Genomic DNA, 22,099 nt, shown 5'->3' on the forward strand with positions numbered 1-22,099 from the left:
AGTGATATCACTTAGCTAGAACGACGCTAGGCACGAAGCAGGCCGTACGAGAACCGGGGGACCCCATGTCCGCACACTCCACACCCGACCCCACCACCCAGGACCCCGGCGCCGACGTGCCCCGCATGCCCGATCCACGCGTGCGGGAGTTCCCCGCGCACAGCATCGGCGGCGCCCTCGCGCTGCTTCTCGGGCTGATCGGCCTGCTGGTCGGCATCGGGATGATCGTCGCCGCCACGACGGTCACCGCGACCGGCGCCAAGGCCGCCCTGATCATCGGCGGCATCGTGATCGCCCTCGCCGCCTTCATCGCGATGTGCGGTCTGAACACGGTCGCGCCGGGCGAGGCCCGGGTGGTCCAGCTCTTCGGGCGCTACCGGGGGACGATCCGCGAGGACGGACTGCGCTGGGTGAACCCGCTCACCTCGCGCGAGAAGGTCTCCACCCGGGTCCGCAACCACGAGACCGCCGTCCTCAAGGTCAACGACGCCTACGGCAACCCGATCGAGCTCGCCGCGGTCGTGGTGTGGCGGGTCGAGGACACCGCGCAGGCCACCTTCGAGGTGGACGACTTCCTGGAGTTCGTCTCCACCCAGACCGAGGCGGCCGTACGGCACATCGCCATCGAGTACCCCTACGACGCCCACGAGGAGGACGGTCTCTCGCTGCGCGGCAACGCCGAGGAGATCACCGAGAAGCTGGCCGTCGAACTGCACGCGCGCGTGGAGGCGGCCGGCGTCTCCATCATCGAGTCCCGCTTCACGCACCTCGCGTACGCGCCCGAGATCGCCTCGGCGATGCTCCAGCGGCAGCAGGCCGGGGCGGTCGTGGCGGCCCGGCGGGAGATCGTCGACGGAGCGGTGGGCATGGTCGAGGCGGCGCTCGCCCGGATCGCCGAGCAGGGCATCGTGGAGCTGGACGAGGAGCGCAAGGCGGCGATGGTGTCCAACCTGATGGTGGTGCTGTGCGGCGACCGGGCACCGCAGCCGGTCCTCAACACGGGGACGCTCTACCAGTGACGGACCCGTCCGAGGGCCCGGCCCCTCAGCGTCGGCCGCAGCAGCGCAAGCAGGTGCTGCTGCGGCTGGACCCGTCGGTGTACGAGGCGCTCGCCCGGTGGGCGGGCGACGAGCTGCGGTCGGCCAACGCGCAGATCGAGTTCCTGTTGCGCAAGGCCCTGGCCGACGCCGGGCGGCTCCCCAAGGAGACCGGGCCGCTGCCCCGGCGGGGGCGTCCGCCCGGCGGTTCCGGGCCCGTCGCAGAACCGTGACAATCGCCTCCGACCTGCGCGTTCACACGCCCCGCCATGACCTAAACACTCCATGTATACATGCGGCGTATACACCCCATGTACATTCCTTGGCATGTCCATCGGTCACACCCTCCTGGGACTCCTGGAGTCCGGCCCCCGACACGGTTACGACCTGAAGCGGGCCTTCGACGAGAAGTTCGGTCACGACCGGCCGCTGCACTACGGCCAGGTCTACTCGACGATGTCCCGCCTCCTCAAGCACGGCCTCGTCGAGGTCGACGGGATCGAACCCGGCGGCGGCCCGGAGCGCAAGCGGTACGCCATCACCGAGGCCGGCATCACCGACGTGCAGCGCTGGCTCGCGACGCCGGAGAAGCCGGAGCCGTACCTCCAGTCGACGCTGTACACCAAGGTCGTCCTGGCGCTGCTCACCGGGCGCGACGCGGGCGACATCCTCGACACCCAGCGTGCCGAGCATCTGCGCATGATGCGGATCCTCACCGACCGCAAGCGCAAGGGCGATCTGGCCGACCAGCTGATCTGCGACCACGCCCTGTTCCATCTGGAGGCGGATCTGCGCTGGCTGGAGCTGACGGCCGCGCGACTGGGGCGACTCGCCGAGGTGGTGGCCAAGTGAACGCCCCCGCCGGCTCCCTGCTCGCGGCCCAGGACCTGCGCAAGGTCTACGGCCCGACCGCCGCACTCGACGGTGCCGAGTTCTCCATCCACCCCGGTGAGGTCGTCGCCGTGATGGGCCCCTCCGGGTCCGGCAAGTCGACCCTGCTGCACTGTCTCGCCGGGATCGTGACGCCCGACTCCGGGTCGATCCTCTACAACGGGCACGAGATGGCCACCATGAACGACGCCCAGCGCAGTGCGCTCCGGCGCAGCGAGTTCGGGTTCGTCTTCCAGTTCGGGCAGTTGGTGCCCGAGTTGACCTGCGTGGAGAACGTCGCCCTGCCGCTGCGGCTGAACGGCACCTCCCGCAAGGAGGCCGAGCGGGCCGCCCTGACGTGGATGGAGCGGCTGGAGGTCGACGACCTGCGCAGGAAGCGGCCCGGTGAGGTGTCCGGCGGGCAGGGGCAGCGGGTCGCCGTCGCCCGGTCCCTCGTCACCAACCCGCGTGTGCTGTTCGCCGACGAACCGACCGGCGCGCTCGACTCGTTCAACGGCGAGCGGGTGATGGAGCTGCTCACCGAGGCGGCCCGGTCCACCAACGCGGCCGTCGTGCTGGTCACGCACGAGGCGCGGGTGGCCGCCTACTCCGACCGCGAGATCGTCGTCCGGGACGGGAAGTCCCGGGACATGGAGCGGGTCGTATGAGCCTGCGGCAATGGGGCAGGGACCTGTCCATGGGGGTCAGGTTCGCCTTCGCGGGCGGGCGTGAGGGCTGGATCCGGGCCTCGCTGACGGCCGTCGGGGTCGGGCTCGGGGTGGCGTTGCTGCTGCTGACGACCGCGCTGCCGAACGCGCTGGAGGTCCGGCACGAGCGGGAGAACGCGCGCACGGACTTCACCTACACCGGCAAGGTCATGCCGAAGGCGGACAACACACTGCTGGTCGCCAGTACGGGTACGACCTTCCGCGACAAGGACGTCCGGGGGCGGGATCTGCAGCCCGAGGGGGCACAGGCACCGCTGCCGCCCGGCGTGTCGAAGTTCCCGGCGGCGGGCGAGCTGGTCGTCTCCCCCGCGCTGAAGAGGCTGCTGGAGTCGGACGGCGGGAAACTGCTGCGGGAGCGGCTGCCGAACCCGATCGTCGGCACGATCGGCGAGAGCGGACTGATCGGCTCCGCCGAACTCGCCTTCTACCGGGGCTCCGACACGCTCGCGGAACGGACGATCGACACCGGCCGGATCACCCGGATCGACTCGTTCGGGGATCCGGACCCGTCCGAGGAGCAGACCGACCCCGTGCTGCTCCTGCTCATCCTGGTCGTCTTCGTGGTGCTGCTGATGCCGGTCGCCGTGTTCATCGCCGCGGCCGTACGGTTCGGTGGCGAGCGGCGGGACCGGCGGCTCGCGGCGCTCCGCCTGGTCGGCGCCGACAGCAGGTCGGCCCGGCGGATCGCGGCCGGCGAGGCCCTCGCGGGCGCGGTGCTCGGCCTGGTCCTCGGCGCCGGTTTCTTCCTGATCGGACGTCAGGTGGCGGGCTCGGTCGAGGTGTTCGACGTCAGCGTGTTCCCGAGCTACCTCAACCCCTCCCCCGCGCTGGCTCTGTTGGTGGGACTCGCCGTACCGACGGCCGCCGTGCTGGTCACGCTGTTCGCGCTGCGCGGGGTGGTGATCGAGCCGCTCGGCGTGGTGCGTACGGCGAAGCCCGCGCGGCGCCGGCTGTGGTGGCGGCTGCTGCTGCCGCTGGCCGGGCTCGGGATGCTCGCCCCGATGATCGGCCAGGGCCGTGACGGCGGCGACTTCAACCAGTACCTGGTCATCGGCGGTGTCATCCTGCTGCTCGTCGGGGTGACCGCGCTGCTCCCGTGGATCGTGGAGGCCGTCGTCGGACGGCTCGGCGGAGGCGGTGTGGCCTGGCAACTGGCCGTGCGCAGGCTCCAGTTGAGCAGCGGCACGGCGGCCCGGATGGTCAACGGCATTGCGGTGGCGGTGGCCGGGGCCATCGCGCTGCAGATGCTGTTCGCCGGGGTGGAGAGCGACTACACGAAGAACACCGGCTACGACGTCGCCCTGGCCCAGATGCAGGTGACGGTGCCCGACGGGACACCGCTGGAACAGGCCACCGAGAAGTTCCGGCGGACCGAGGGCGTGCGCCGGATCTACGGCTACTCCGAGGGCTACGTCGCCGAACGGCACAACGACCCGCTCCTCAGCGCCCAGGTCACCGTCGGGGACTGCGCGGCGCTGCGCGAGGTGGCCGAACTGCCCTCGTGCGAGGCGGGGGACGTGTTCGCCGTGCCCGGTGGTGACTACGACACCGACGACGCGACCCCGCGGATGGCGAAGGCCGGCCGGACGCTCTTCTTCGACCCGTCCTTCGCGGGCGAACCGAAGAAGGCGGAGACCCCCTGGGTGGTGCCGGCGGGACTGAAGCAGGCCAAGGGCCGCCTGGACCCGACCGGTTCGCGGCGGGGCGGCTTCCTCATCACCCCGCAGGCGCTCCCGGCCACGGCCGCTCCGGCGCTGGAGGGCCAGATCTACCTGAAGCTCGACGAGTCCGTGCCGGACGTGTGGGACCGGGTGCGCAACACGGCGGCGACCATCGATCCGCTGACCGAGCCCATGGTCTGGCAGTCGGAACAGCGGGCGGACAAGTACACCGCCATCCGCACCGGACTGTTCGCCGGCGCCGCGGCCGTACTGGCGCTGATCGGCGCGAGTCTGCTGGTGTCGCAGCTGGAGCAACTGCGCGAGCGCAAGAAGCTGTTGTCGTCCCTGGTCGCCTTCGGTACCCGGCGGCGCACGCTGAGTCTGTCGGTGCTGTGGCAGACGGCGATCCCGATCGCGCTGGGCCTGCTGCTGGCCTCGGCGGTGGGGCTGACGCTGGGCGCGGTCCTGCTGCGGATGGCGGACACGACCGTACGGGTGGACTGGCCGAGCGTGCTGTCCATGACGGGCGTCGGCGCCGCGGTCGTCCTGGTGGTGACGCTGCTCAGCCTGCCGCCGCTGCTGCGGCTGATGCGGCCGGACGGGCTGCGGACCGAGTAGCGAGGACGGGCCCCTCCGGTGGGAGGGGCCCGCTGCGGTCTCACAGGCTGTACTCCCGGATCACCCGCCGGACCTGCGCGAACAGCATGCCGACGTTCACGGACTTGCGGCAGACGACCACGGCCACGACGTCCTGCTGCTCGGTCATCCGCACGAACAGGTGCGTGAGGTTCTCGCTGTTGACCAGGATCTCCTGGAAGAAGTGGTTGTCGCTGCTGATCCCGCGGCGTTCCTTGAACACGTCCTCGATCATCACGACCGTACGGCCCTGGAACAGGTCGAGGGTCGCGCCCGCCAGCAGGTCGAGGACCTCCGGCGGGTGGTTCTCGACGGTCTCGTAGGAGAGCAGCATGCCGGTGGCCATGTCGACCACGCCGGAGGCGACACAGTCGGGGGCATCGGTGCGGAGGGACTTGACCAGGCCCATCACCTGATCGGAGAAACCGGAGGTCATACGCTTTGTCGCCATCCCTTCAGACTCCTTCAGCTGCTTTCCGATGCGCTTTGTGAGGTGCGGTGCCGGTGAGGATCGAGTCGATACGGCGCAGGGTCGGCTGGGTCGCCCGGTGGAGCTGGTCCACGTCGATCCCCTCGTCGCCCAGGACGACCATCAGCGCGGTGTCGCCGACCGCGTAGAAGGCCGCGCAGCCGTGGCTGCCGTAGGTCACCGTCCGGCGCAGGGTGCCGCGGGCGGTCGCCTCGGCGGTCCGGCGGGCGAGGCCGAGGCCGGCCGCGGCGAGGGCGGCGAGGCCCTCCGGGTCGATGGTGTCGGCGGTGTCGGCGGCTATCAGAAGCCCGTCGGCGGCGGCGACGGCCGTGTCGGTGATTCCGGTGACCTGTTCCCGTAAGCCGCGCATTTCCAGCGCGAGGGCTTGGTGATCCATGTATCCAACTCCCCTATTCCTGTTCGCATCTGATCGGATTCTCGGGTTCGGTCATTTGGGGGTTCCGTTCCGCATCCGGAAGAAGCCGCCGGGTTTGCGGCGGGGCAGACCGGCCGGGTCCTGCGGCGGGGCCGGGACCGGTTCGGCGGGTGACGGGTGCCGCCGGCGGACACCCTGGCCGTCCGGGGGCAGCCGCAGCACCGGGAGCGGCCCCGGCGACCCGGGCAGCTCCAGGAGTCCCTCGGCGAGCATCCGGGCGACCTCGACGGTGACGGTGTAGACCCCGCGCCCGGTCCGGAACGCGAGGTCCCGGGCGGTACGGCGGCCGTCGGCGTGGGCGAGCAACTCCCGCCGGAGAGCGGAGAGCTGTCCTTCCGCGGAGCCCTCCGTCGAGCGGGCCGCGGGCACCGGACGGTCGCGGTCGGGGCGCACCGGACGGGGCAGGGCGGCGACGGCGGCGATCTTGCGGGTCGCCTCCCGCAGCAGCCGTGCGGGCCGCTCCCCCACCGGGACCTGCGCGAACGGCTCGTCCACCAGGGCGCGTTCACAGTCCTCGACCCGGCCCGCGACGATCGCGAAGGCCGCGTCGTGCAGGGCCATCGAGCAGACCACCCGGAGCTGGGCGGCCCCCGCGTAGCCGTGCGCGACCAGCGCGGTCGCCGGCCAGCGCGAGCCGCCGGACTCCCGCACCAGCTCGGTCCACTGTTCTCCGCTGACCCGCCCGGACCGCAGCAGCAGCGCCTCCGGGCCCGGCGCGCCCGGGGACTCCACGGCGACGACGAGTCCGTCCCGGAGATGGAAGGTGCCGCCGGGCGATCCGGCGATCCGCAGCTCCCCGGTGAAGCCGCCCTGGCCGCATCCGGCCAGGGCCGGCGCGAGCAACTCGTAGCCCGACATCACACCCCTCGGCCTTTCGCACACACGCCTGACGCGTAGCGCTGAAGGAGGAATGTGTATCAGGCCGGGCGCATATTCCGGACGGGGTATCGCGTGCTGTCGCCGACTGGCGGAAGTTGCGTCTTCCGGATGCCCGACTGCCTTTGTCCGGTGCTCATTTGAACGATCGCCACACCGGTTTTCACGCCTTGTTCTCCGCCGCATCCCCCACCCGTACGGGCGGCAGTCGCCGTGCTTCCCGCAACGCGGCGGCCCGTTCCGAGTCCTCCGCGCCCCGGGCCGCGCCGGTACGCAGGGCGAGGGCGATACGGCGGCCGGGGGCGGGTTCGGTGAAGCGGGCGGCGCGGAGCCGGTCGTCGCGGGCCGTCTCGACCGGGACGGCGGTGCGCGGGAGCAGGGTGACGCCGGGGCCGCCCGAGACGATCCGGACCAGCGTGGACAGCCCGGCCGCGGTGGTGGTCACCGCGGCGTCCGCGCGGCCCGCCTCCCGGCAGATGCCGAGAGCCTGCTCGCGCAGACAGTGCCCTTCATCCAGGAGCACCGGGTCGAGCTCCCCCAGCGCCTCGCGCGGGACGGCGCTGAAGGGCCTCCACCGGGCGAGACGGGGCCGTCTCTTCCGGCCCACGGCCACCGACAGCCACCTCCGACCGACTCGGCCGAGTCCTCCACTCCCGCAAGCCGTACGCCCGGTGTCTCACGGAAGAGGAACACGGAGCCGACTCGGCCCGCACCGGACGTCGAGCCGGTGCTCCCGCGCATGGCCGACATCGCCCGGCACGAGGGCGAGCCGGACGGCAGGCGCCACGAAGGCGTCAGGCGGTTGGTGGCGGGTCCGTGGGCGGGGGCTCCGCCGGTGATGTCCGCACCGCGGTGGCGCCCCGCGGTTTCGGGGACGTCCTCAGCGCCGGTTCGTGGGAGTACGCCCGTAGATAGCCGACCACCGTGTTGGTCACCGCCACCAGCGGCACCGCCACCACCGCGCCGCCGATCCCGGCGACCATGCCGCCCGCGGCGACCGACAGGACGACGGCGAGGGGATGGACGCGGACCGCGCGGCCGAGGATGAACGGCTGGAGGATGTGGCCCTCGATCTGCTGGACGGCCAGGACCACCGCCAGTACCAGGACGGCCGTGAAGACGCCCTGGGTCACCAGCGCGACGACCACCGCGAGCGCGCCGGAGACCACCGCGCCGACGAGCGGGATGAAGGCGAACAGGAAGATGAAGACGGCGAGCGGGACGGCCATCGGGACGTCCAGGAAGTAGATGCCCAGGCCGATGAAGATGGCGTCGATGAGCGCCACGAGCACCGTGCCGCGGACGTACGCCGTCAGGGTGCGCCAGGCGCGCGGGCCCGCGCCCGCCATGGCCGGCCGGGCCGCCGCGGGCACCAGCTTCAGCGTCCACTCCCAGATGCGCCGGCCGTCGTAGAGGAGGAACAGTGTGGAGAAGGCCGCCAGCAGGATGCCGGTGAGCGCCTCGACGACGACGGTGACGCCCTCCAGGCCCGCCGAGGTGATCTGGTCGGTGTTGGCGCCGACCGCTTCGCGCAGGTTCTCGGCGATGTCGTTGATCTGCTTGTCGGTGACGTGGAAGGGGCTGTTGAGCAGCCACTTGCGCAGCTCGTCGATGCCGTCCTGGACCTGGTCGGAGAGGTTGTCGATGTTCTCCATGACCTGCCAGGTCACGAACCACCCGATCAGCCCCATGACGACGAAGCCGAGGATCGCGGTGAGCGCGGTGGCGAGCCCGCGGGGGAAGCCGAGCCGCTGGAGGCGTCCGACCGTCGGCTGGAGCATCGCGGTGATGAGCAGCGCCGCCACGAAGGCCAGCACCACCAGCTGTACGGCGCTGATGATCCGCATGAGGACCCAGACGGTGCCGGCGAGGACGAGCAGTCGCCAGCCGGCCTCGGCGGCGACCCGGACTCCCCACGGCACGGCCTGTGCGGGATCCGGGCGGACCACCGCGACCACCGGCGTGGGGTCCGCGGGCGCCGCACGGTGGTCGGGGGGCAGGTCGCGCTCCTCCGCCTCGGCGTGCTCGCGCTCCGCCTCGGCGCGGCGCTCGCCGAACCGCTCACCCATCTCGGTCAGTCCGGCGCCGAGCCGACCGAGCCACCCTGGCACTCGCGACATGATCCGTCCTCTTCCCCCGTCGCTCCCCACCGGTCCCCCCGGATTCGTCCGCACCGACCGTACATGGCGAAAGCCCCTCCCCGTATGACGGGAAGGGGCTCTGCGAGGTTGAGCGGGAAACGGCTCAGTACCAGTTGTTGGCCTGCCAGAAGGACCAGGCCTCACAGGGGCTGCCGTAGCGGCTGTCCATGTAGTTGAGGCCCCACTTGATCTGGGTGGCCGGGTTGGTCCGCCAGTCGGAGCCGACGGACGACATCTTGGAGCCGGGCAGTGCCTGGAAGAGACCGTAGGCGCCGGAGGAGGCGTTCACGGCCGTGTACTTCCAGCTGGACTCGTGGTCCACGATGTTGCTGAAGCACTGGTACTGGCCGCTCGGCACCACGGCCTGGGCCATCGCCTGGATCTGCGCGATGGTGTACGAGCTCTGCACGGGGAAGCTGGAGGCGTCCCTGCTGGCCTTGGTCTTGGCCTCGGCGCGCTCCTTGGCCGCCTGGGCGGCCTTCTCGGCCGCTTCCTTCTTGTCGATCGCGGTCTGGGCGGCAGCCTTTCGGGCCGCTTCCTCCGCAACCTTCTTGGCGCTCGCATCGGCGGCGATGGCCTGGGTGTCTGCCTGCTGCGTCAGGGACGCGGTCTGCACCTGGGCCTGCTGACCCGCGGGGATGTCCGCGAGGAGCGTCGAGTCGGCTGCCGTCGCGTCGGCGGCGTCGTTGTTCTGCGCGGTGCTGCCCGAGGCAACACCGACGACGCTTCCGACTGCGGTGACCGCGGTGGCAGAGGCCACTGCGAATCCCCGGACCGAAATCGGGCTCACACGGTTTCCTTCCAGCATCGTCCGCCCCGGTGACCCTGGCGGACGCAATCGTGCCCCTGGCACTGGCCTCCCCACTGCTGGGTCACGGAGGCGCGGGCCCGGTGGGCAACTCCCCTGGGGGAGCGGCACGCGGTGACACGGGCGGCATACGACGACGCTATGGAATTGGTGTGGTGTTGCTGTGGTGCCGTACCGCTGGGGGCACAGGTGTGTCGTATGCGGGGCCTGACAGGAGTGAGACTCTGCCGTAACCGGACGGCGCAAGGCAATTCCGAGTTGCGTGTGAAAGCTCACATCCCGTTTGCCCCTGGGGATTTCGAGAAACCTCCACACGCGAAAGCGCCGCCCGGCTAGGCTCCTTGCCTTTCCGGGCGACGCCAACTGTCGCGTAACCACCCCGAGATGGGGCGTGCGGGTCAGACCTGTCCGTCCTCCAGCATTTCGGTCACAAGGGCCGCGATCTGGGACCTCTCGGACCGCGTCAGCGTGACGTGGGCGAAGAGCGGATGCCCCTTCAGTTTCTCCACGACGGCGACGACGCCGTCATAGCGGCCGACCCGCAGATTGTCCCTTTGCGCCACATCGTGGGTCAGAACGACCCGCGAATTCGCGCCGATCCGGGACAGAACGGTCAGCAGGACGTTCCGTTCCAGTGACTGCGCCTCGTCCACGATCACGAACGCGTCGTGCAGGGAACGGCCGCGGATGTGGGTGAGCGGGAGTACCTCCAGCATCCCGCGCGCGGTGACCTCCTCGATGACCTCGCGGCTGGTGACCGCGGACAGCGTGTCGAAGACCGCCTGGGCCCAGGGGCCCATCTTGTCGGCCTCGGAGCCGGGCAGATAGCCCAGTTCCTGTCCGCCGACCGCGTACAGCGGCCGGAAGACCATCACCTTCTTGTGCTGGCGGCGCTCCAGGACCGCCTCCAGGCCGGCGCAGAGCGCGAGCGCGGACTTGCCGGTGCCGGCCCGGCCGCCCATGGACAGGATCCCGATGTCCGGGTCGAGCAGCAGATCCAGCGCGATGCGCTGCTCGGCGCTGCGGCCCTTGATGCCGAAGGCCTCCCGATCGCCGCGCACGAGGCGGATGTTGCCGTCGGCGCCGACCCGGCCGAGGGCCTTGCCCCGTTCCGACTGGATGGTCAGACCGGTGTGCACGGGGAGGTCGGCGACCTCGGGCACATAGACGTGTCCCTCCTCGAAGAGGATGTCCACCTGCTCGCCGGGCAGGGTCAGTTCGGACATTCCGTTCCAGCCGGAGGAGCCCGTGATGGCGAGTTCGGCGCGGTACTCCTCAGCGAGGAGACCGACCGAGGACGCCTTGATCCTGAGCGGGAGGTCCTTCGACACGACCGTGACGTCGAACCCCTCGGCCTGCAGATTGCGGGCCACGGCGAGGATGCGGGAGTCGTTGTCACCCAGGCGGTAGCCCGAAGGCAGCACGCTGGGGTCCGAGTGGTTGAGCTCGACACGGACGGTGCCGCCGAGTTCCCCGATGGGGATGGGGGCGTCGAGGCGACCGAACTTCACCCGGTAGTCGTCCAGCAGGCGCAGTGCCTGCCGGGCGAAGTAGCCGAGCTCGGGATGGTGCCGCTTGGCCTCCAGTTCCGTGACCACGACGATGGGGAGCACTACCTCGTGCTCGTCGAAGCGGGTCAGGGAGTTCGGGTCGGCCAGCAGGACGCTGGTGTCGAGAACATAGGTGCGCCGGTCTGGCATACGGCGCTTTGTGCTGGTCACCACGGAAGGACGTACCCCCTCGGATGAGGTCGGGGAGCGACGGAGTGGAGCTGGACCGGTACTCGGCCGCCCTGCACGGGCCGAGAACCGGCCCTCCGCGTCGTCCGCGCAGTCACCGCACGGTCGGGCTGGTGCAAAGGGCCTCCCGGGCGGACGGCCCCGTGCCGTCCGCTGAGATACGACACCCGTGGTTCGGGCGTCGACCTGCTTGGCTTATGCCCTCGAACATGCGCCGCCATGCCAGCACATAGGGCGGCGCACTGGTGAACTCCTTGTTACTTCCACCCCGAACGGGGTACGTCGGGCTTCCGCCGGGACCGGCGCCTCAGCCGCCGTAGCGCCGGTGGCGGGCCGCGTAGTCACGCAGGGCGCGCAGGAAGTCGACCTTGCGGAAGGCCGGCCAGAAGACCTCGCAGAAGTAGTACTCCGAGTGGGCCGTCTGCCACAGCATGAATCCGGACAGCCGCTGTTCGCCGCTGGTACGGATCACCAGGTCGGGGTCGGGCTGGTCACCGGTGTAGAGGTGGCGGCCGATCGCGTCGACGGTCACCGACTCGGCGAGCTGCTCCATGGAGGTGCTCTTGTCGGCGGCGTCGAGGATCATCGAGCGGACCGCGTCGGCGATCTCCTGGCGGCCCCCGTAGCCGATGGCGACGTTGACCACTATCCCGTCGACCTTCTCGGTGGCCTGCTCGGCCTCCTTGATGGTGCGCTGCATGCCCTCGGGCAGCAGGTCGAGCAGTCCGACGTGGTGCACGCGCCAGCGGCCGTCGGAGGCCAGGGAGCGGACGACGTCCTCGATGATGCCGAAGAGCGGTACGAGCTCTTCCTGCGGCCGGTCGAAGTTGTCCGTGGAGAACAGCCAGAGGGTGACGACCTCGACGTCCGTCTCGGTGCACCAGCCGAGGAATTCCTCGATCTTGTCGGCACCGGCGCGGTGACCCTGGGCGGTGGTGGAACCGGCGGCCTTGGCCCAGCGCCGGTTGCCGTCCATGACGACGCCGATGTGCTTGGGCACCTGGGCGTGGTCCAGGTGACCCTCCACCCGGCGTGCGTACAGCCTGACGAGCAGGCCGCGCAGCTTGTCGCGCAGGTTCACGTGATTGTCAGCCCCTCCGAACGGTGGCGGTCCCCGCGGACCGAAGGGTATCGCGGGCGTGTCCCTTGGGATGCGGGTGGGTTCGGGTGCCCCGGTGCCCCTCGGGCGTCTTGGGCGGGTACCCCGTCCGGGCACAAAAAACGGGCCGGTCCGTGGGGGGGATACGGACCGGCCCGAGGGGGGGTTTCCACCATAACCCTTCGTAAGTGATGCTGCGCGCATCGGCGTGCCACAACTACTCTCCGCAGTCGGGCGGCGACGGCCAGATGGCCGTTCGGGGCCCCTTCAGGGCCGCTCCATGGCCGGAACGCAGCGGATTCCCAGGGGAATCGGGTGGGTGGCGGGGAGATCCGGGAGGTTTGGTGCGCTTCCCTCTCCCGGGTGACCCCGGGGTGTGCGCGGCCTTGACGCGGCACCGCGCGGCCCCCTCCGCCGCACGGTGCCGTCCGCGCCGCTTTGCTCACGCGAATTACCTTGGTCCGAACTTACGGGAGAGGCGAGGTCGAGGCGAGAGACCTGCGATAACAATGTGGAAACCCTGTGGAGCCATGGATGTACGGGGCGAAGCGGTAAGATTACGCCTTTCCGGCAAACCATCACCGAACCGGCACAAGGCGAACTAGGACAGGATCCGACCTCGTTCGGTCCTACCGTCGGCGTATGACGCTGAGAATCACGTGGGACCAGGCCAGCGCCCGGCGACTGGAACGCCAGTTCCTGGCCACGCCCGCCGAGGCCGCCGCCCCGGTCGTCGACATCGTCGCCGCGATGCTCGCCACACACGCGCAGGTGCTGTCCGCCGCGGAGATGTCGGTGGGGGTGCGGGGCACCGGGACGACCCGGGCGGACGTCCGGGCGGCGCTGTGGGAGGAACGGTCCCTGGTGAAGACACACGGCCCGCGCGGGACCGTGCATCTGCTCGCCGCGCGCGAACTGCCGCTGTGGAGCGCCGCGCTGACGGCCGTGCCCTCGGGCGCGAGCCCCTTCGCCGCCGACGTCCGGGTCACCGGCGAACAGGAGGAGCAGATCGTCGCGGCGATCGGGGACGCCCTGGACGGCGTGTGCCTGACCGTCGACGAACTGACCGAGGCGGTCGTCGCCCGTACCGGCCCCTGGGCCGGCGACCCGGTGATGCCCGCCTTCCAGGGCCTGTGGCCGCGCTGGCGGCAGGTCCTGCACCGGGCCGGCCAGTCGGGTGCCCTGTGCTTCGGCCCGAACCAGGGCCGCAAGGTGACGTACACCCGCCCGCCGTACTTCGACCCGCTGCCGCCCCGGGAGGCGGTGGGTGAGCTGGTACGCCGCTATCTGCGCGCCTACGGGCCCGCCACGCCGGCGTACTTCGCCAAGTGGCTCGCCGCACCGGCCGGTTGGGCCGGCGGGCTGTTCCGGGAGCTGGCGGGGGCGGGTGAGATCGAGGAGGTCGACTTCGAGGGCGCACCGGCGTGGGTGGCGGCCGGCGACACCGACTTCCCCGACGGGTCGGTCCGGGGCGTACGGCTGCTCCCCTACTTCGACGCGTACGGCATCGCCGCGCAGCCGCGTGAACTCCTGTTCCCCGGGGCCGCGTACCGACGGGCCCTGGCGGGCGGCCAGGCGGGCAACCATCCCGTGCTGCTCGTCGACGGCGTGGTGGCCGGGGTGTGGCACCAGCGGCGCCGGGGACGGCGGACGACCGTCACGGTGGAGCCGCTCGGCCGCCTGACGGCGCGACAGGAAAGGGAGTTGGGCGAGCGGGCGGAGCGGGTGGGCGAAGTGCTGGAGGCGACGGCGGAGTTGGTGATCGGGGAGGTCACGACGGGGCCGCACGCCTGAACCGGCCGCGTGGCTCCGCCGGATCTACGGCGCCGACTTGCGGGCGTCGAAGAGGTGGCGGCTGCTGTGCGCGACGAAGGGGCCCTCGGACTCGATCCGTCCGTGCAGGGCACGGAGCCGGGGCTCGTACTCCTCGACGGTGAAGCCCGGGACAATCCACACCACCTTGCGCAGGAAGTGGACGACGGCGGCGATGTCGTGGAACTCCATGCGGAGGCGCTCGGCACGCAGGTCGACGATCTCCAGACCCGCGGCCTCGGCGTCGACGCGTTCGCGGTCGGGACGACGGCCGGCGCGCTGTCCCTCCGACAGCGGCCCGAGGAAGTACTCGCTCAGCTCGAAGACGCTGGCGGGGCCCACGTGTTGGGCGAAGTAGGTGCCTCCGGGCTCCAGAACACGGGCGATCTCCGGCCAGTTCGGGCGGACGGGGTGGCGGCTGACCACAAGGTCGAAGGCCGCGTCCGCGAAAGGCAGCGGCGCGTCGTCCGGCGAGGCGACGACGGCGACACCGCGCGGGCGGAGCAGGGCGGTGGCCCTGGCCACGTTCGGCGGCCAGCCCTCGGTGGCGACGATGAGCGCCGGCGCCTTCGGGGCGGCCCCGAGAGCGAAGTCCAGGACCTCCCCTCCCCCGGTCTGGAGGTCAAGCGCGGCGGTCGCGGCGCCCAGCCGGCCGGCCTTGGAGCGCGCGTAGCCCCAGGAGGGGCGCGCCTCGGTGGCCCGCCCCTCGAACCAGGAGAAGTCCCAGCCGTCGGTGGGCACGGCGGCGCCTTCGGCGACGAGCTCCTCGAAGCGGTTCATGAGGAGCGGTCCGAGGGGAAGCGGTCCGAGAGGAGGCGGTTCATGGGCCGATCGTCGCAGGGAGTTGTCAGTGGGCGCTGCTAGTTTTTCGCGCATGACGAGCCAGGACGATCACGGAACAGAGGCTGTGCGGGGTGCTTCCGGCATGCCCTTCGCGGGCGGGGAGAAGGAGACGCTGCGCGCGAGCCTGGACCGCCACCGGGACGCGGTGCTGTGGAAGCTGGAGGGCCTGGACGACGAGCAGCTGCGGCGACGGGTCACCCCGTCCGGCAGCAGCCTCCTCGGCCTGGTGAAGCATCTGGCGTCCGTGGAGTACGGCTGGTTCGTGGAGACCTTCGGCGGTGAGGTCGAGCCGCTCTGGTTCGACCCGAACACCGAGGAGGACATGCGCACGGAGGACGACCCGACGGACCGGATCGTCGAGTTCTACGGCCGCGCCCGCACCGCCGCCGACCGCATGATCGCCGCCCGCTCACTGGACGACCTGGGCAGCCCGTCCTGGCGGCCCGCCGACGTGGTGTCCCTGCGCTGGGTGCTGGTCCACCTGATCGAGGAGACCGCGAGACACGCGGGCCACATGGACATCCTGCGCGAACTCGTCGACGGCTCGACGGGGGATCACCGCCCGGCCTGACCGGCCACGCTCTCCCCGGGCACCGGCAGCACCAGCGGGTCGTGGACGTTCTCGCCCTGGCACGCGAACCGCGCAACCGCGCGAAACCCGGGACCGGTTCGTCGCCGGCGGGCTGGAGGATCACGGTGTCGGCGGTGGGCCAGTACGCGGCCATCAGCTCGTACACCACCCGGCCGTGCAGCGGGCCGCCCCGCCGCCCGATCGTGTCGTTCATGTGCCGGCGCGGTTCCGCGTCGACGCGATGCCAGTTGATGACACGGCCGGGTCCCTCGATGTAGCCGTCGAGGGAGACCCCCATCATCAGGACGATCTTCCGCATCGCAGTGCCTCGTCTCCGTCTGGCGGGCGATTGTCGGCCACAGCAGTCGCCGGGTCCCGTATGGAGGGGGCATGGAGGAAGAGGAGGATGAGGATGAGGCGGAAGGGGTGGCTCGGATATGGGGTGGCGCGGGCGGGGTGGGCGTGACGGGCGGGGCAGGCTGGTCGTGCGCGGTACGGACGGGGCGGTCGTCGATGTCCCGCTGGAGATCGCCGCGTCCTACCGGGCCCGGACCAAGGGGCTGTTGGGGCGGGACTCGGTGGACGGCGCGCTGCTGCTGACGCCCGCCAACAGCGTGCACACCTTCCGGATGCGGATGCCCATCGACGTGGCGTACCTGGACCGGAACCTCAAGGTGATCGCCGTACGCACCATGCGGCCGGGCCGACTGGGACTGCCGCGGCCCCGGGCCCGGCAGGTGCTGGAGGCGGAGGCCGGGGCGATGGCGGGGTGGGGGCTGCGGGTGGGGGCGCGGGTGGAGGTACGGGATGTGGTGCGGGACGAGGTGCGGGGGGACTCGTAGGGCTACAGCGGGAGGTTGTGGAGCAGGTCCGTCACCCGGGTCGGGTCGGACGGGCCGAGATGGCCGGCGTTCGGGAGGTTGTGCACCGTGAAGCGGTTGTCGGGGGTGAGTGCGTCGGCCTCCGCGATCATGCGGTCCTGAAGCTCCGGTGACACGGTCCGGTCCTTGCCGCACCTGATGTACGTACGGGGAACCCGGCCCCAGGTGTGCGCACGGCCCACCGCCCGGTCCGCGTACGCCGTCACCGACTCGTCCGTCTGCATGCCCTCCAGCACCCTCAGGAACTCGGCGTCCGTGTGGTCCGCGCAGATCATCTCCTTGAAGACGGCGAGATCGCGACGGCTGGAGGTACGCCAGTTGAGGCGCAGCACCCCCAGCTTGCCCGGGTCCCCGATCATCTGCTCCAACGGCGTGATGGAGAGCTGCCCTTCGGGCGAGGTCGCGCACGCGTCCAGGGACGGCATCTCGCGGCTCGGGCAGAACGCGGCCAGGTAGCAGAGGTGCGCGAGGAGTCCGGGCACGGCGTCGCCGACCCTGCTCACCGAGAGGCCTCCCATGCTGTGGCCGACGAGCACGACGGGACCGCCGAGACGCGCGGCACGGCGTACGGCGCCCGTCACCCGTCGCTCGAAGTCGTCCAGGGTGAGTGCGGCGACCGGTGAGGGCTCCGTCGCCAGGGCCCGCAGATCCTGTGCCTGGTAGGCCTCCGGGATGAACTTCCCGGTGCCGTGCAGTGGTTGGTCCACCGCGACGACCCGGTGCCCGCGCAGCGCCAGTTCCCTGCCGATCGCGGTCCAGAACGCGCCGGCGCTGTGGGTGCCGTGCACCAGGACGTATGTGCGGATGCCGGTGCGGGTGTGAGTGCCGGTGCCGGTGCCCGTGCCGGGGCGGGTGCGTCCCGTGGCGCCGGCGGTCCCCGCGCCCACGCCGACCGCGAGGGCGGCGCCGCCTGCCGATGCGGCGAGCCGCAGCGCGTGGCGCCGCGAGGGCATGTCGCCGTGCGTCAGATCCGTGAGATGTGTCGCGTTGTCCGTCATGCCGACGACGCTACGAGCGTCCTCGTCGTCCCACGATGGCCCTGCACACCCGGCGGAGGGTGTACCTGCCGACACCACTGCGGCGTCCGGCGACGGTGTCGCGCTGCCGTTCCTCGTGCCGATGGGGTCCGCGACCGGCGGGCTGCTCTCCTGCCTGCCGCTCGTGCACGGGTTCGCCCGCTTCTCAGTCCGCCGAGCGCGGGAAGGAGACCTCGACCCTTCGGTTCTTCTTGCGGCCGGTCTCCGTCGCGTTCGACGAGATCGGGTACTGCTCGCCGTAGCCGCGCACCTCGAAGGTGATGTTCGGGTCGTTCAACTCCTGGCCCAGGACGTCCTGTACGGCGTTGGCGCGCTTCTTCGACAGGACGTCTCCGTGGGCGGAGGAGCCCAGGTTGTCCGTGAAGCCGAACACGCGGATCCTCGTCGCGTTCTGCGTGTTGATCTCCGCGGCGATCCCGGAGATACGGGCCCTCGCCTCCGCGCTCAGCTTCGCGCTGTCCTTGCCGAACAGCACCTCCGCCTGGAGCGCGAACTTCACGTCCGCGTTGGTGTCCTCGCGGCGCTCGTCACCGCTCTGGTCCTCGACGACCTGCTTGATGTCCAACACCTTGGCCTCAGCGAGAGTGGCCCCCTCGGGAAGCTTCAGGTCGGGGTCGTTGGAGTCGACGTTGACGGGGGCGGCCGCGGAGGGCTCGGTGCCGGGCGGAACGCTGGGCGAGTCGTCGGCGTGGGCGGCCGTGGGGGTGAGGAGGGCGCCGGCGAGGAGGACGGCGAGGGTGAGGCGGGGGGCCGTGGGGTTCATGGTGGGCCTCACCCAGAGATCGTGATCGTGGCGCTGGCGAAGGTCGGCAGCTGGAAGGTCACCTCGGACGAGCCCGTTGGCGGCGCCGGGAACTGGATGAACACCGCAATGGATTCGCCCGACTTGAGCGACGAGAAGCCGGTCGTCGTGAGCGGACGGCCATCGGTGTCGCGCAACACGTAGTAGCGCTTCTTGTCCTTGCTGTCGATGAGGGTCGCGCCTCCGAGCGACATGCCATGCCGAAGGATCTCCGTCTCGTCTCCCCTCACCGCAGGGGGCACGGTGATGCGCTCGGCTCCATCGTTCTTCAAGATGCCGTCGATGGTGACGAAACCACCAGAATCGCGTGCGGCGGAAGTGATCTGGAGCAGCAGCCCGCTCGACCCCTTCAGCTCTGCCAGCGGCTCACCGGACTCGCCGTCCTGAGCACTCGGAGCAGACCCGCCGGTTCGGGAGGCCGACGCCGATGTCTCCGGTTTCTTGTCGTCGTCGCCGCCACCTCCGCCGCAGCCGGCCACACCGACTGCCAGTCCGGCCGCAACGGTCAACGCGACCATCCCCCTGCGGGCCCTCGCAGTGAACCGATTGCTCATCTCTCCGCTTCCTTCGTCACTCGTCGTTCGCTTGTCAGTCGGCCAGATGGACGTCGAACAGATCCTCTGGGGCCGGGAGATCGATGAGGTCCTCCGGATCCAGCTCCCAGTCCCTGTCCCGACAGGTGAGCTGGGGCAGTACGTCATCCCCGGCATCCTCCCCGGGAAGCTCGAACGTGCACAGCGGATCGATCACAGCGGTGGCGGATTCAGTGGATTTCAGATTGTCCGTACCCGGAACGATGGAGTCCCCGACAGGTTTGTTGGTCTGCACCTCGACCGTGAATTCGAGAGGCACCGGCGATCCACAGCCATTCACGGCTGCGTCGTTCTGCGCGGCAAGCTCGTGGGCGCGCCCGCAGGAGTCGACGAGTCCTGGCACCTCACCGTCGAAGATGTCCTGCCACCGAGTGGGATCGAGTACATCTTCCTCCCACTTGGCGGCGAGTTGATCGCGCCTGTCCAGGGCCGCCGCCAGAGCCGCCGCGTCGGCAGCCGTTTGTGCGCCGTTCCGATTCGCCGCGGCCTGCCCGACCGCGAGGTACGCGAACGCGAGAAAGAGCAGACCAGCCACCACCGTGATGTAGATGGGAAAGGCCTGCCCTGCGTCATTCCACCTGTGCTGCCGAGTCAGCCGCCGATGACCTCGTTGATCTTGTCCGTGATCGCGGTGTAGATCGTGTTGCCGATGTCCGTCCCCGTAATAGCCAACACGATCGCCACCACCACCGCGATGATCCCCAGGTACTCCACCGCGGTCTGACCCCGGTCGTCCCGGGCCGCGCGGGTGCGAAGGTAGGTGACGGTCGTGTTGATCCAGTTGCTCATGGTGTTCCCCTCCGACAGCGGCCGACCGGCAAGCGAGGGGACCAACGTAAGCCGGAACCGCCTGTCCTGCCGAGGGTCCCTGGGCCCAATTCCGGTTCGTCACGGGTCACCCCAGCTCCTGGTAGGAACTCGGTGCCGTGCCGAGCCACTTCGCGGCGGCCTGGGAGCGGCTGGTGCTGTGGAGCTTGGCGAAGATCCGGTTGATGTGGTTCTTGACCGTCTTCTCGCTGATGAAGCAGGTGGCGGCGATCTGCTGGTTGTTCATCCCGGACGCGATGAGGTCCATGATCTCCACCTCCCTGGTACTCAGCCGGAACCGCACCTTCGACGACTGTCCCACATTTGGTTGCAGTTGTGAAAGTACTTTGCGGGAAATACGTGGGGACGGAATCCCTCGAAGGCCGAACAGGGCTGGTCGAGTGGGTTGTTCGGTGTTCTGGGGTGGAGTGATTGCGTCCGGATTTTCGTATGCAGTCGCATTCTTCTGGATCGCCGCCGACCGTACGGCCGTGACCAGTTCGTTCACCGTGAACTCGCCGTGGACCAGGTATCCGCCGGCCCCTAGGCGCAGGGCCTCCCGGACCACGTCCGGTTCCGCGCTGTACGTCAGCATCAGGACCGGGGCGATCCCCACCAGGTGGGGAAGGGCCGTGAGGCCGTCCATGCGGGGCATGCGGACGTCCAGGAGGACCACGTCGGGGCGATGGAGGCGGGCCGCCTCGCAGGCCTCGTGGCCGTCGGCGGCCTCCGCGACGACCGTGATGCCGGGGTGTCCGCAGAGCAGGGCGGTGAGGCCCGCGCGTACCACCGGGTTGTCGTCCGCCACCACGATCCGCAGGGGGGTGCGGGGGGACGTCTGTCGGTCCGGCATGTCTCGGCCTCCTTTCATGGAGTGGGGGTGGGAGCGAGGGTGGGGGTCAGGGCCGAGAGGGGGAGTTCCACCAGGATCCGGGTGCCGCTCGTGTCCTCTCCCCGGCCGATGTCGATGCGGGCGCCGACCGACACCGCACGCTCGACCATGCCGACCAGGCCGAAGTGGCCCGATCTGCGGAGGTGTTCGAGGCTGGTGTCCGGGGGGAGGCCGCGGCCGTCGTCGTGCACGCTGATGCGGAGCAGGTCGCCGTGGACGCCGGCGTGGACGTCCACGCGGGTGGCCGCGGCGTGGCGGTGGGCGTTCTCCATGGCCTCCGTGGCGATGGTGAGGAGTTGGCGGGCCACGGCGGGCGGGGCCAGGGGTGGTGGGCCGGTGGCCTCGCCGGTGGGGTGGTAGGTGGCCGGGAGGGCCGTACGGGCGGTGAATTCCGTGGTGCGGGCGGCCAGTTCGGACAGGACGTCCGTGGCGCGGGCCGGGTCGGTCTCGCGGCGCAGGTCGGTGAGGAGTTCGCGGGACTCGGCGGCGGCGCGGCGGGCGGCGCGGGCGACGAGTTCGGCCTGCTGCCGTACCCGGGCCGGGTCCATGTCGGCCGAGCCCGCCGAGTGGGCCAGGCCGTCGGCCGCGAGGGCCACGCCATGCAGGGTCTTGGCCACGGAGTCGTGCATCTCGCGGGCCAGCCGGGCCCGTTCGGCGCCGACCGCCTCGGTGACGGCGAGCCGGGCGCGGACGGTGGCCAGTGCCTGGGTCGCCGTGCCGAAGCGGAGCATCAGGTTGCGCAGGGTGGAGCCGAAGGCGCCGGTGATGACGCAGAGGCCGGGCAGGAGCAGCCGGTCCGCCAGGGCGGCCTGTGGACCGTCCTTGAGGGTCGCGTGGACCAGCAGCAGGATCAGGGCCTGGAACGAGGCGAACAGGGCCGCGCCGCGCCAGCCGTAGAGGAGGCCGGCGAGGAGGGGTGTGCAGACGCTGACGTAGGCGATCGTGGTGTCCGGGCCCGCGGAGATCAGGAGCAGGGAGACCAGGACGGTGTCGGCGGCCAGCAGGGTGGGGTGGCGCAGCAGGCGGGGGCCGAAGCGTTCCCAGTCCCGGAACAGGACGTAGGAGCCCATGAAGGTGAGGACGACGGCCCCGCCGACCAGGCGGACGCCGAGGCCGGGGTGGGCGTTGAGGAGGGCGGCGGGGGCGGCCAGGGCGATCATGGCGAGGCGGAAGCCGAAGACCTGGCGGCACATGGCTTGAAGGGCGTTCACCTGGAGCGCGGGGGCGGGTACGGGGGCGGGGGCGTGCGGGTGCGCCCGGCCTTCGGTCGGGTTCTCGGTGTTCTCACCCGCACCGCCCGCACCACCCGTACCGCTGTCCTGCTCGGGTGCGGCCGCGCGTCCGTTGGCCCTCACCATGCC

23 protein-coding genes and 1 pseudogene are annotated in these 22,099 nt (G+C 70.8%); 8 read left to right on the top strand and 16 right to left on the bottom strand.

Annotated features, from left to right (window positions below; translation table 11 throughout):
- The first annotated feature begins 65 nt into the window (after window positions 1–65).
- The 5 genes from ACZ5VD_RS22285 (at window position 66) to ACZ5VD_RS22305 (ending at window position 4,914) form a co-directional block, all read left to right on the top strand.
- Window positions 66–1,019 (top strand): SPFH domain-containing protein, encoded by a 954-nt coding sequence (locus ACZ5VD_RS22285; protein WP_468547317.1) that lies wholly within the window; start codon window positions 66–68, stop codon window positions 1,017–1,019.
- The gene (locus ACZ5VD_RS22290; protein ID WP_468547318.1) at window positions 1,016–1,270 is read left to right on the top strand and encodes a type II toxin-antitoxin system antitoxin; all 255 of its coding nucleotides are present in this window, start codon (window positions 1,016–1,018) and stop codon (window positions 1,268–1,270) included. The genes ACZ5VD_RS22285 and ACZ5VD_RS22290 overlap by 4 nt, the downstream gene beginning before the upstream one ends.
- A 94-nt stretch (window positions 1,271–1,364) precedes the next feature.
- On the top strand, window positions 1,365–1,889 hold the full coding sequence (locus ACZ5VD_RS22295; RefSeq protein ID WP_468547319.1) for a PadR family transcriptional regulator: 525 nt from the start codon (window positions 1,365–1,367) through the stop codon (window positions 1,887–1,889).
- Window positions 1,886–2,575 carry an ABC transporter ATP-binding protein gene (locus tag ACZ5VD_RS22300; protein WP_468547320.1) on the top strand — a complete coding sequence of 230 codons (690 nt, stop codon included), beginning with the start codon at window positions 1,886–1,888 and terminating at the stop codon, window positions 2,573–2,575. Before ACZ5VD_RS22295 ends, ACZ5VD_RS22300 begins: the two co-directional genes overlap by 4 nt.
- A complete protein-coding gene (locus ACZ5VD_RS22305; RefSeq protein WP_468547321.1) occupies window positions 2,572–4,914 on the top strand; it encodes an ABC transporter permease in 2,343 nt (780 codons plus the stop codon). The genes ACZ5VD_RS22300 and ACZ5VD_RS22305 overlap by 4 nt, the downstream gene beginning before the upstream one ends.
- A gap of 40 nt (window positions 4,915–4,954) precedes the next feature.
- On the opposite strand, the gene ACZ5VD_RS22310 is transcribed toward ACZ5VD_RS22305, so the two are convergent.
- The 8 genes and pseudogenes from ACZ5VD_RS22310 to ACZ5VD_RS22345 all read right to left on the bottom strand — a co-directional run bounded on the left by ACZ5VD_RS22310 (window position 4,955) and on the right by ACZ5VD_RS22345 (window position 12,482).
- Window positions 4,955–5,383, bottom strand: a complete 429-nt coding sequence (locus ACZ5VD_RS22310; protein WP_468547322.1) for a hypothetical protein — start codon at window positions 5,381–5,383, stop codon at window positions 4,955–4,957.
- Between the two features lie 4 nt (window positions 5,384–5,387).
- A complete protein-coding gene (locus tag ACZ5VD_RS22315) occupies window positions 5,388–5,798 on the bottom strand; it encodes a roadblock/LC7 domain-containing protein (protein WP_468547323.1) in 411 nt (136 codons plus the stop codon).
- A 51-nt stretch (window positions 5,799–5,849) separates the two neighbouring features.
- Window positions 5,850–6,695, bottom strand: coding sequence for a MarR family transcriptional regulator (locus tag ACZ5VD_RS22320; protein WP_468547324.1), 846 nt, complete (start codon window positions 6,693–6,695; stop codon window positions 5,850–5,852).
- 181 nt (window positions 6,696–6,876) lie between these two features.
- Window positions 6,877–7,269, bottom strand: a pseudogene (locus ACZ5VD_RS22325) (LysR substrate-binding domain-containing protein); the annotation flags it as partial.
- Window positions 7,270–7,507: 238 nt separating this feature from the next.
- Window positions 7,508–8,833, bottom strand: a complete 1,326-nt coding sequence (locus tag ACZ5VD_RS22330) for an AI-2E family transporter (protein WP_468683007.1) — start codon at window positions 8,831–8,833, stop codon at window positions 7,508–7,510.
- A 124-nt stretch (window positions 8,834–8,957) separates the two neighbouring features.
- Window positions 8,958–9,644, bottom strand: a complete 687-nt coding sequence (locus ACZ5VD_RS22335; RefSeq protein WP_468547326.1) for an aggregation-promoting factor C-terminal-like domain-containing protein — start codon at window positions 9,642–9,644, stop codon at window positions 8,958–8,960.
- Window positions 9,645–10,060: 416 nt separating this feature from the next.
- Window positions 10,061–11,386 carry a PhoH family protein gene (locus ACZ5VD_RS22340; RefSeq protein WP_468547327.1) on the bottom strand — a complete coding sequence of 442 codons (1,326 nt, stop codon included), beginning with the start codon at window positions 11,384–11,386 and terminating at the stop codon, window positions 10,061–10,063.
- 322 nt (window positions 11,387–11,708) lie between these two features.
- Entirely contained in the window at window positions 11,709–12,482 is a 774-nt protein-coding gene (locus tag ACZ5VD_RS22345; RefSeq protein ID WP_468547328.1) for an isoprenyl transferase, read from the bottom strand.
- 660 nt (window positions 12,483–13,142) lie between these two features.
- Between ACZ5VD_RS22345 and ACZ5VD_RS22350 the strand changes: the two genes are divergently transcribed.
- Window positions 13,143–14,294: a winged helix DNA-binding domain-containing protein gene (locus ACZ5VD_RS22350; protein WP_468683009.1), complete on the top strand. Its 1,152-nt coding sequence runs from the start codon at window positions 13,143–13,145 to the stop codon at window positions 14,292–14,294.
- 24 nt (window positions 14,295–14,318) lie between these two features.
- Here the strand turns inward: ACZ5VD_RS22350 and ACZ5VD_RS22355 are convergent, their stop codons facing one another.
- Window positions 14,319–15,092: a methyltransferase domain-containing protein gene (locus ACZ5VD_RS22355; protein WP_468683012.1), complete on the bottom strand. Its 774-nt coding sequence runs from the start codon at window positions 15,090–15,092 to the stop codon at window positions 14,319–14,321.
- Between the two features lie 94 nt (window positions 15,093–15,186).
- On the opposite strand from ACZ5VD_RS22355, the gene ACZ5VD_RS22360 reads away from it, so the two are divergent.
- Window positions 15,187–15,726, top strand: coding sequence for a DinB family protein (locus tag ACZ5VD_RS22360; protein ID WP_468547331.1), 540 nt, complete (start codon window positions 15,187–15,189; stop codon window positions 15,724–15,726).
- A 437-nt stretch (window positions 15,727–16,163) separates the two neighbouring features.
- Window positions 16,164–16,568, top strand: coding sequence for a DUF192 domain-containing protein (locus tag ACZ5VD_RS22365; RefSeq protein WP_468547332.1), 405 nt, complete (start codon window positions 16,164–16,166; stop codon window positions 16,566–16,568).
- Between the two features lie 2 nt (window positions 16,569–16,570).
- On the opposite strand, the gene ACZ5VD_RS22370 is transcribed toward ACZ5VD_RS22365, so the two are convergent.
- The 7 genes from ACZ5VD_RS22370 to ACZ5VD_RS22400 all read right to left on the bottom strand — a co-directional run bounded on the left by ACZ5VD_RS22370 (window position 16,571) and on the right by ACZ5VD_RS22400 (window position 22,096).
- Window positions 16,571–17,605 (bottom strand): alpha/beta fold hydrolase, encoded by a 1,035-nt coding sequence (locus ACZ5VD_RS22370; protein WP_468683014.1) that lies wholly within the window; start codon window positions 17,603–17,605, stop codon window positions 16,571–16,573.
- Window positions 17,606–17,789: 184 nt separating this feature from the next.
- Window positions 17,790–18,407, bottom strand: a complete 618-nt coding sequence (locus ACZ5VD_RS22375; protein WP_468547334.1) for an OmpA family protein — start codon at window positions 18,405–18,407, stop codon at window positions 17,790–17,792.
- A gap of 8 nt (window positions 18,408–18,415) precedes the next feature.
- Window positions 18,416–19,000 carry a hypothetical protein gene (locus tag ACZ5VD_RS22380; protein ID WP_468683016.1) on the bottom strand — a complete coding sequence of 195 codons (585 nt, stop codon included), beginning with the start codon at window positions 18,998–19,000 and terminating at the stop codon, window positions 18,416–18,418.
- A gap of 34 nt (window positions 19,001–19,034) precedes the next feature.
- The gene (locus ACZ5VD_RS22385) at window positions 19,035–19,634 is read right to left on the bottom strand and encodes a pilus assembly protein TadG-related protein (protein ID WP_468683086.1); all 600 of its coding nucleotides are present in this window, start codon (window positions 19,632–19,634) and stop codon (window positions 19,035–19,037) included.
- Window positions 19,631–19,828 (bottom strand): Flp family type IVb pilin, encoded by a 198-nt coding sequence (locus ACZ5VD_RS22390; protein ID WP_468683019.1) that lies wholly within the window; start codon window positions 19,826–19,828, stop codon window positions 19,631–19,633. Before ACZ5VD_RS22390 ends, ACZ5VD_RS22385 begins: the two co-directional genes overlap by 4 nt.
- A gap of 106 nt (window positions 19,829–19,934) precedes the next feature.
- Window positions 19,935–20,699, bottom strand: coding sequence for a response regulator (locus tag ACZ5VD_RS22395; protein WP_468683021.1), 765 nt, complete (start codon window positions 20,697–20,699; stop codon window positions 19,935–19,937).
- A 14-nt stretch (window positions 20,700–20,713) separates the two neighbouring features.
- On the bottom strand, window positions 20,714–22,096 hold the full coding sequence (locus ACZ5VD_RS22400) for a sensor histidine kinase (protein WP_468683023.1): 1,383 nt from the start codon (window positions 22,094–22,096) through the stop codon (window positions 20,714–20,716).
- Window positions 22,097–22,099: the final 3 nt, after the last annotated feature.

The sequence above is a fragment of the Streptomyces sp. NPDC032822 genome (genome assembly GCF_055578825.1).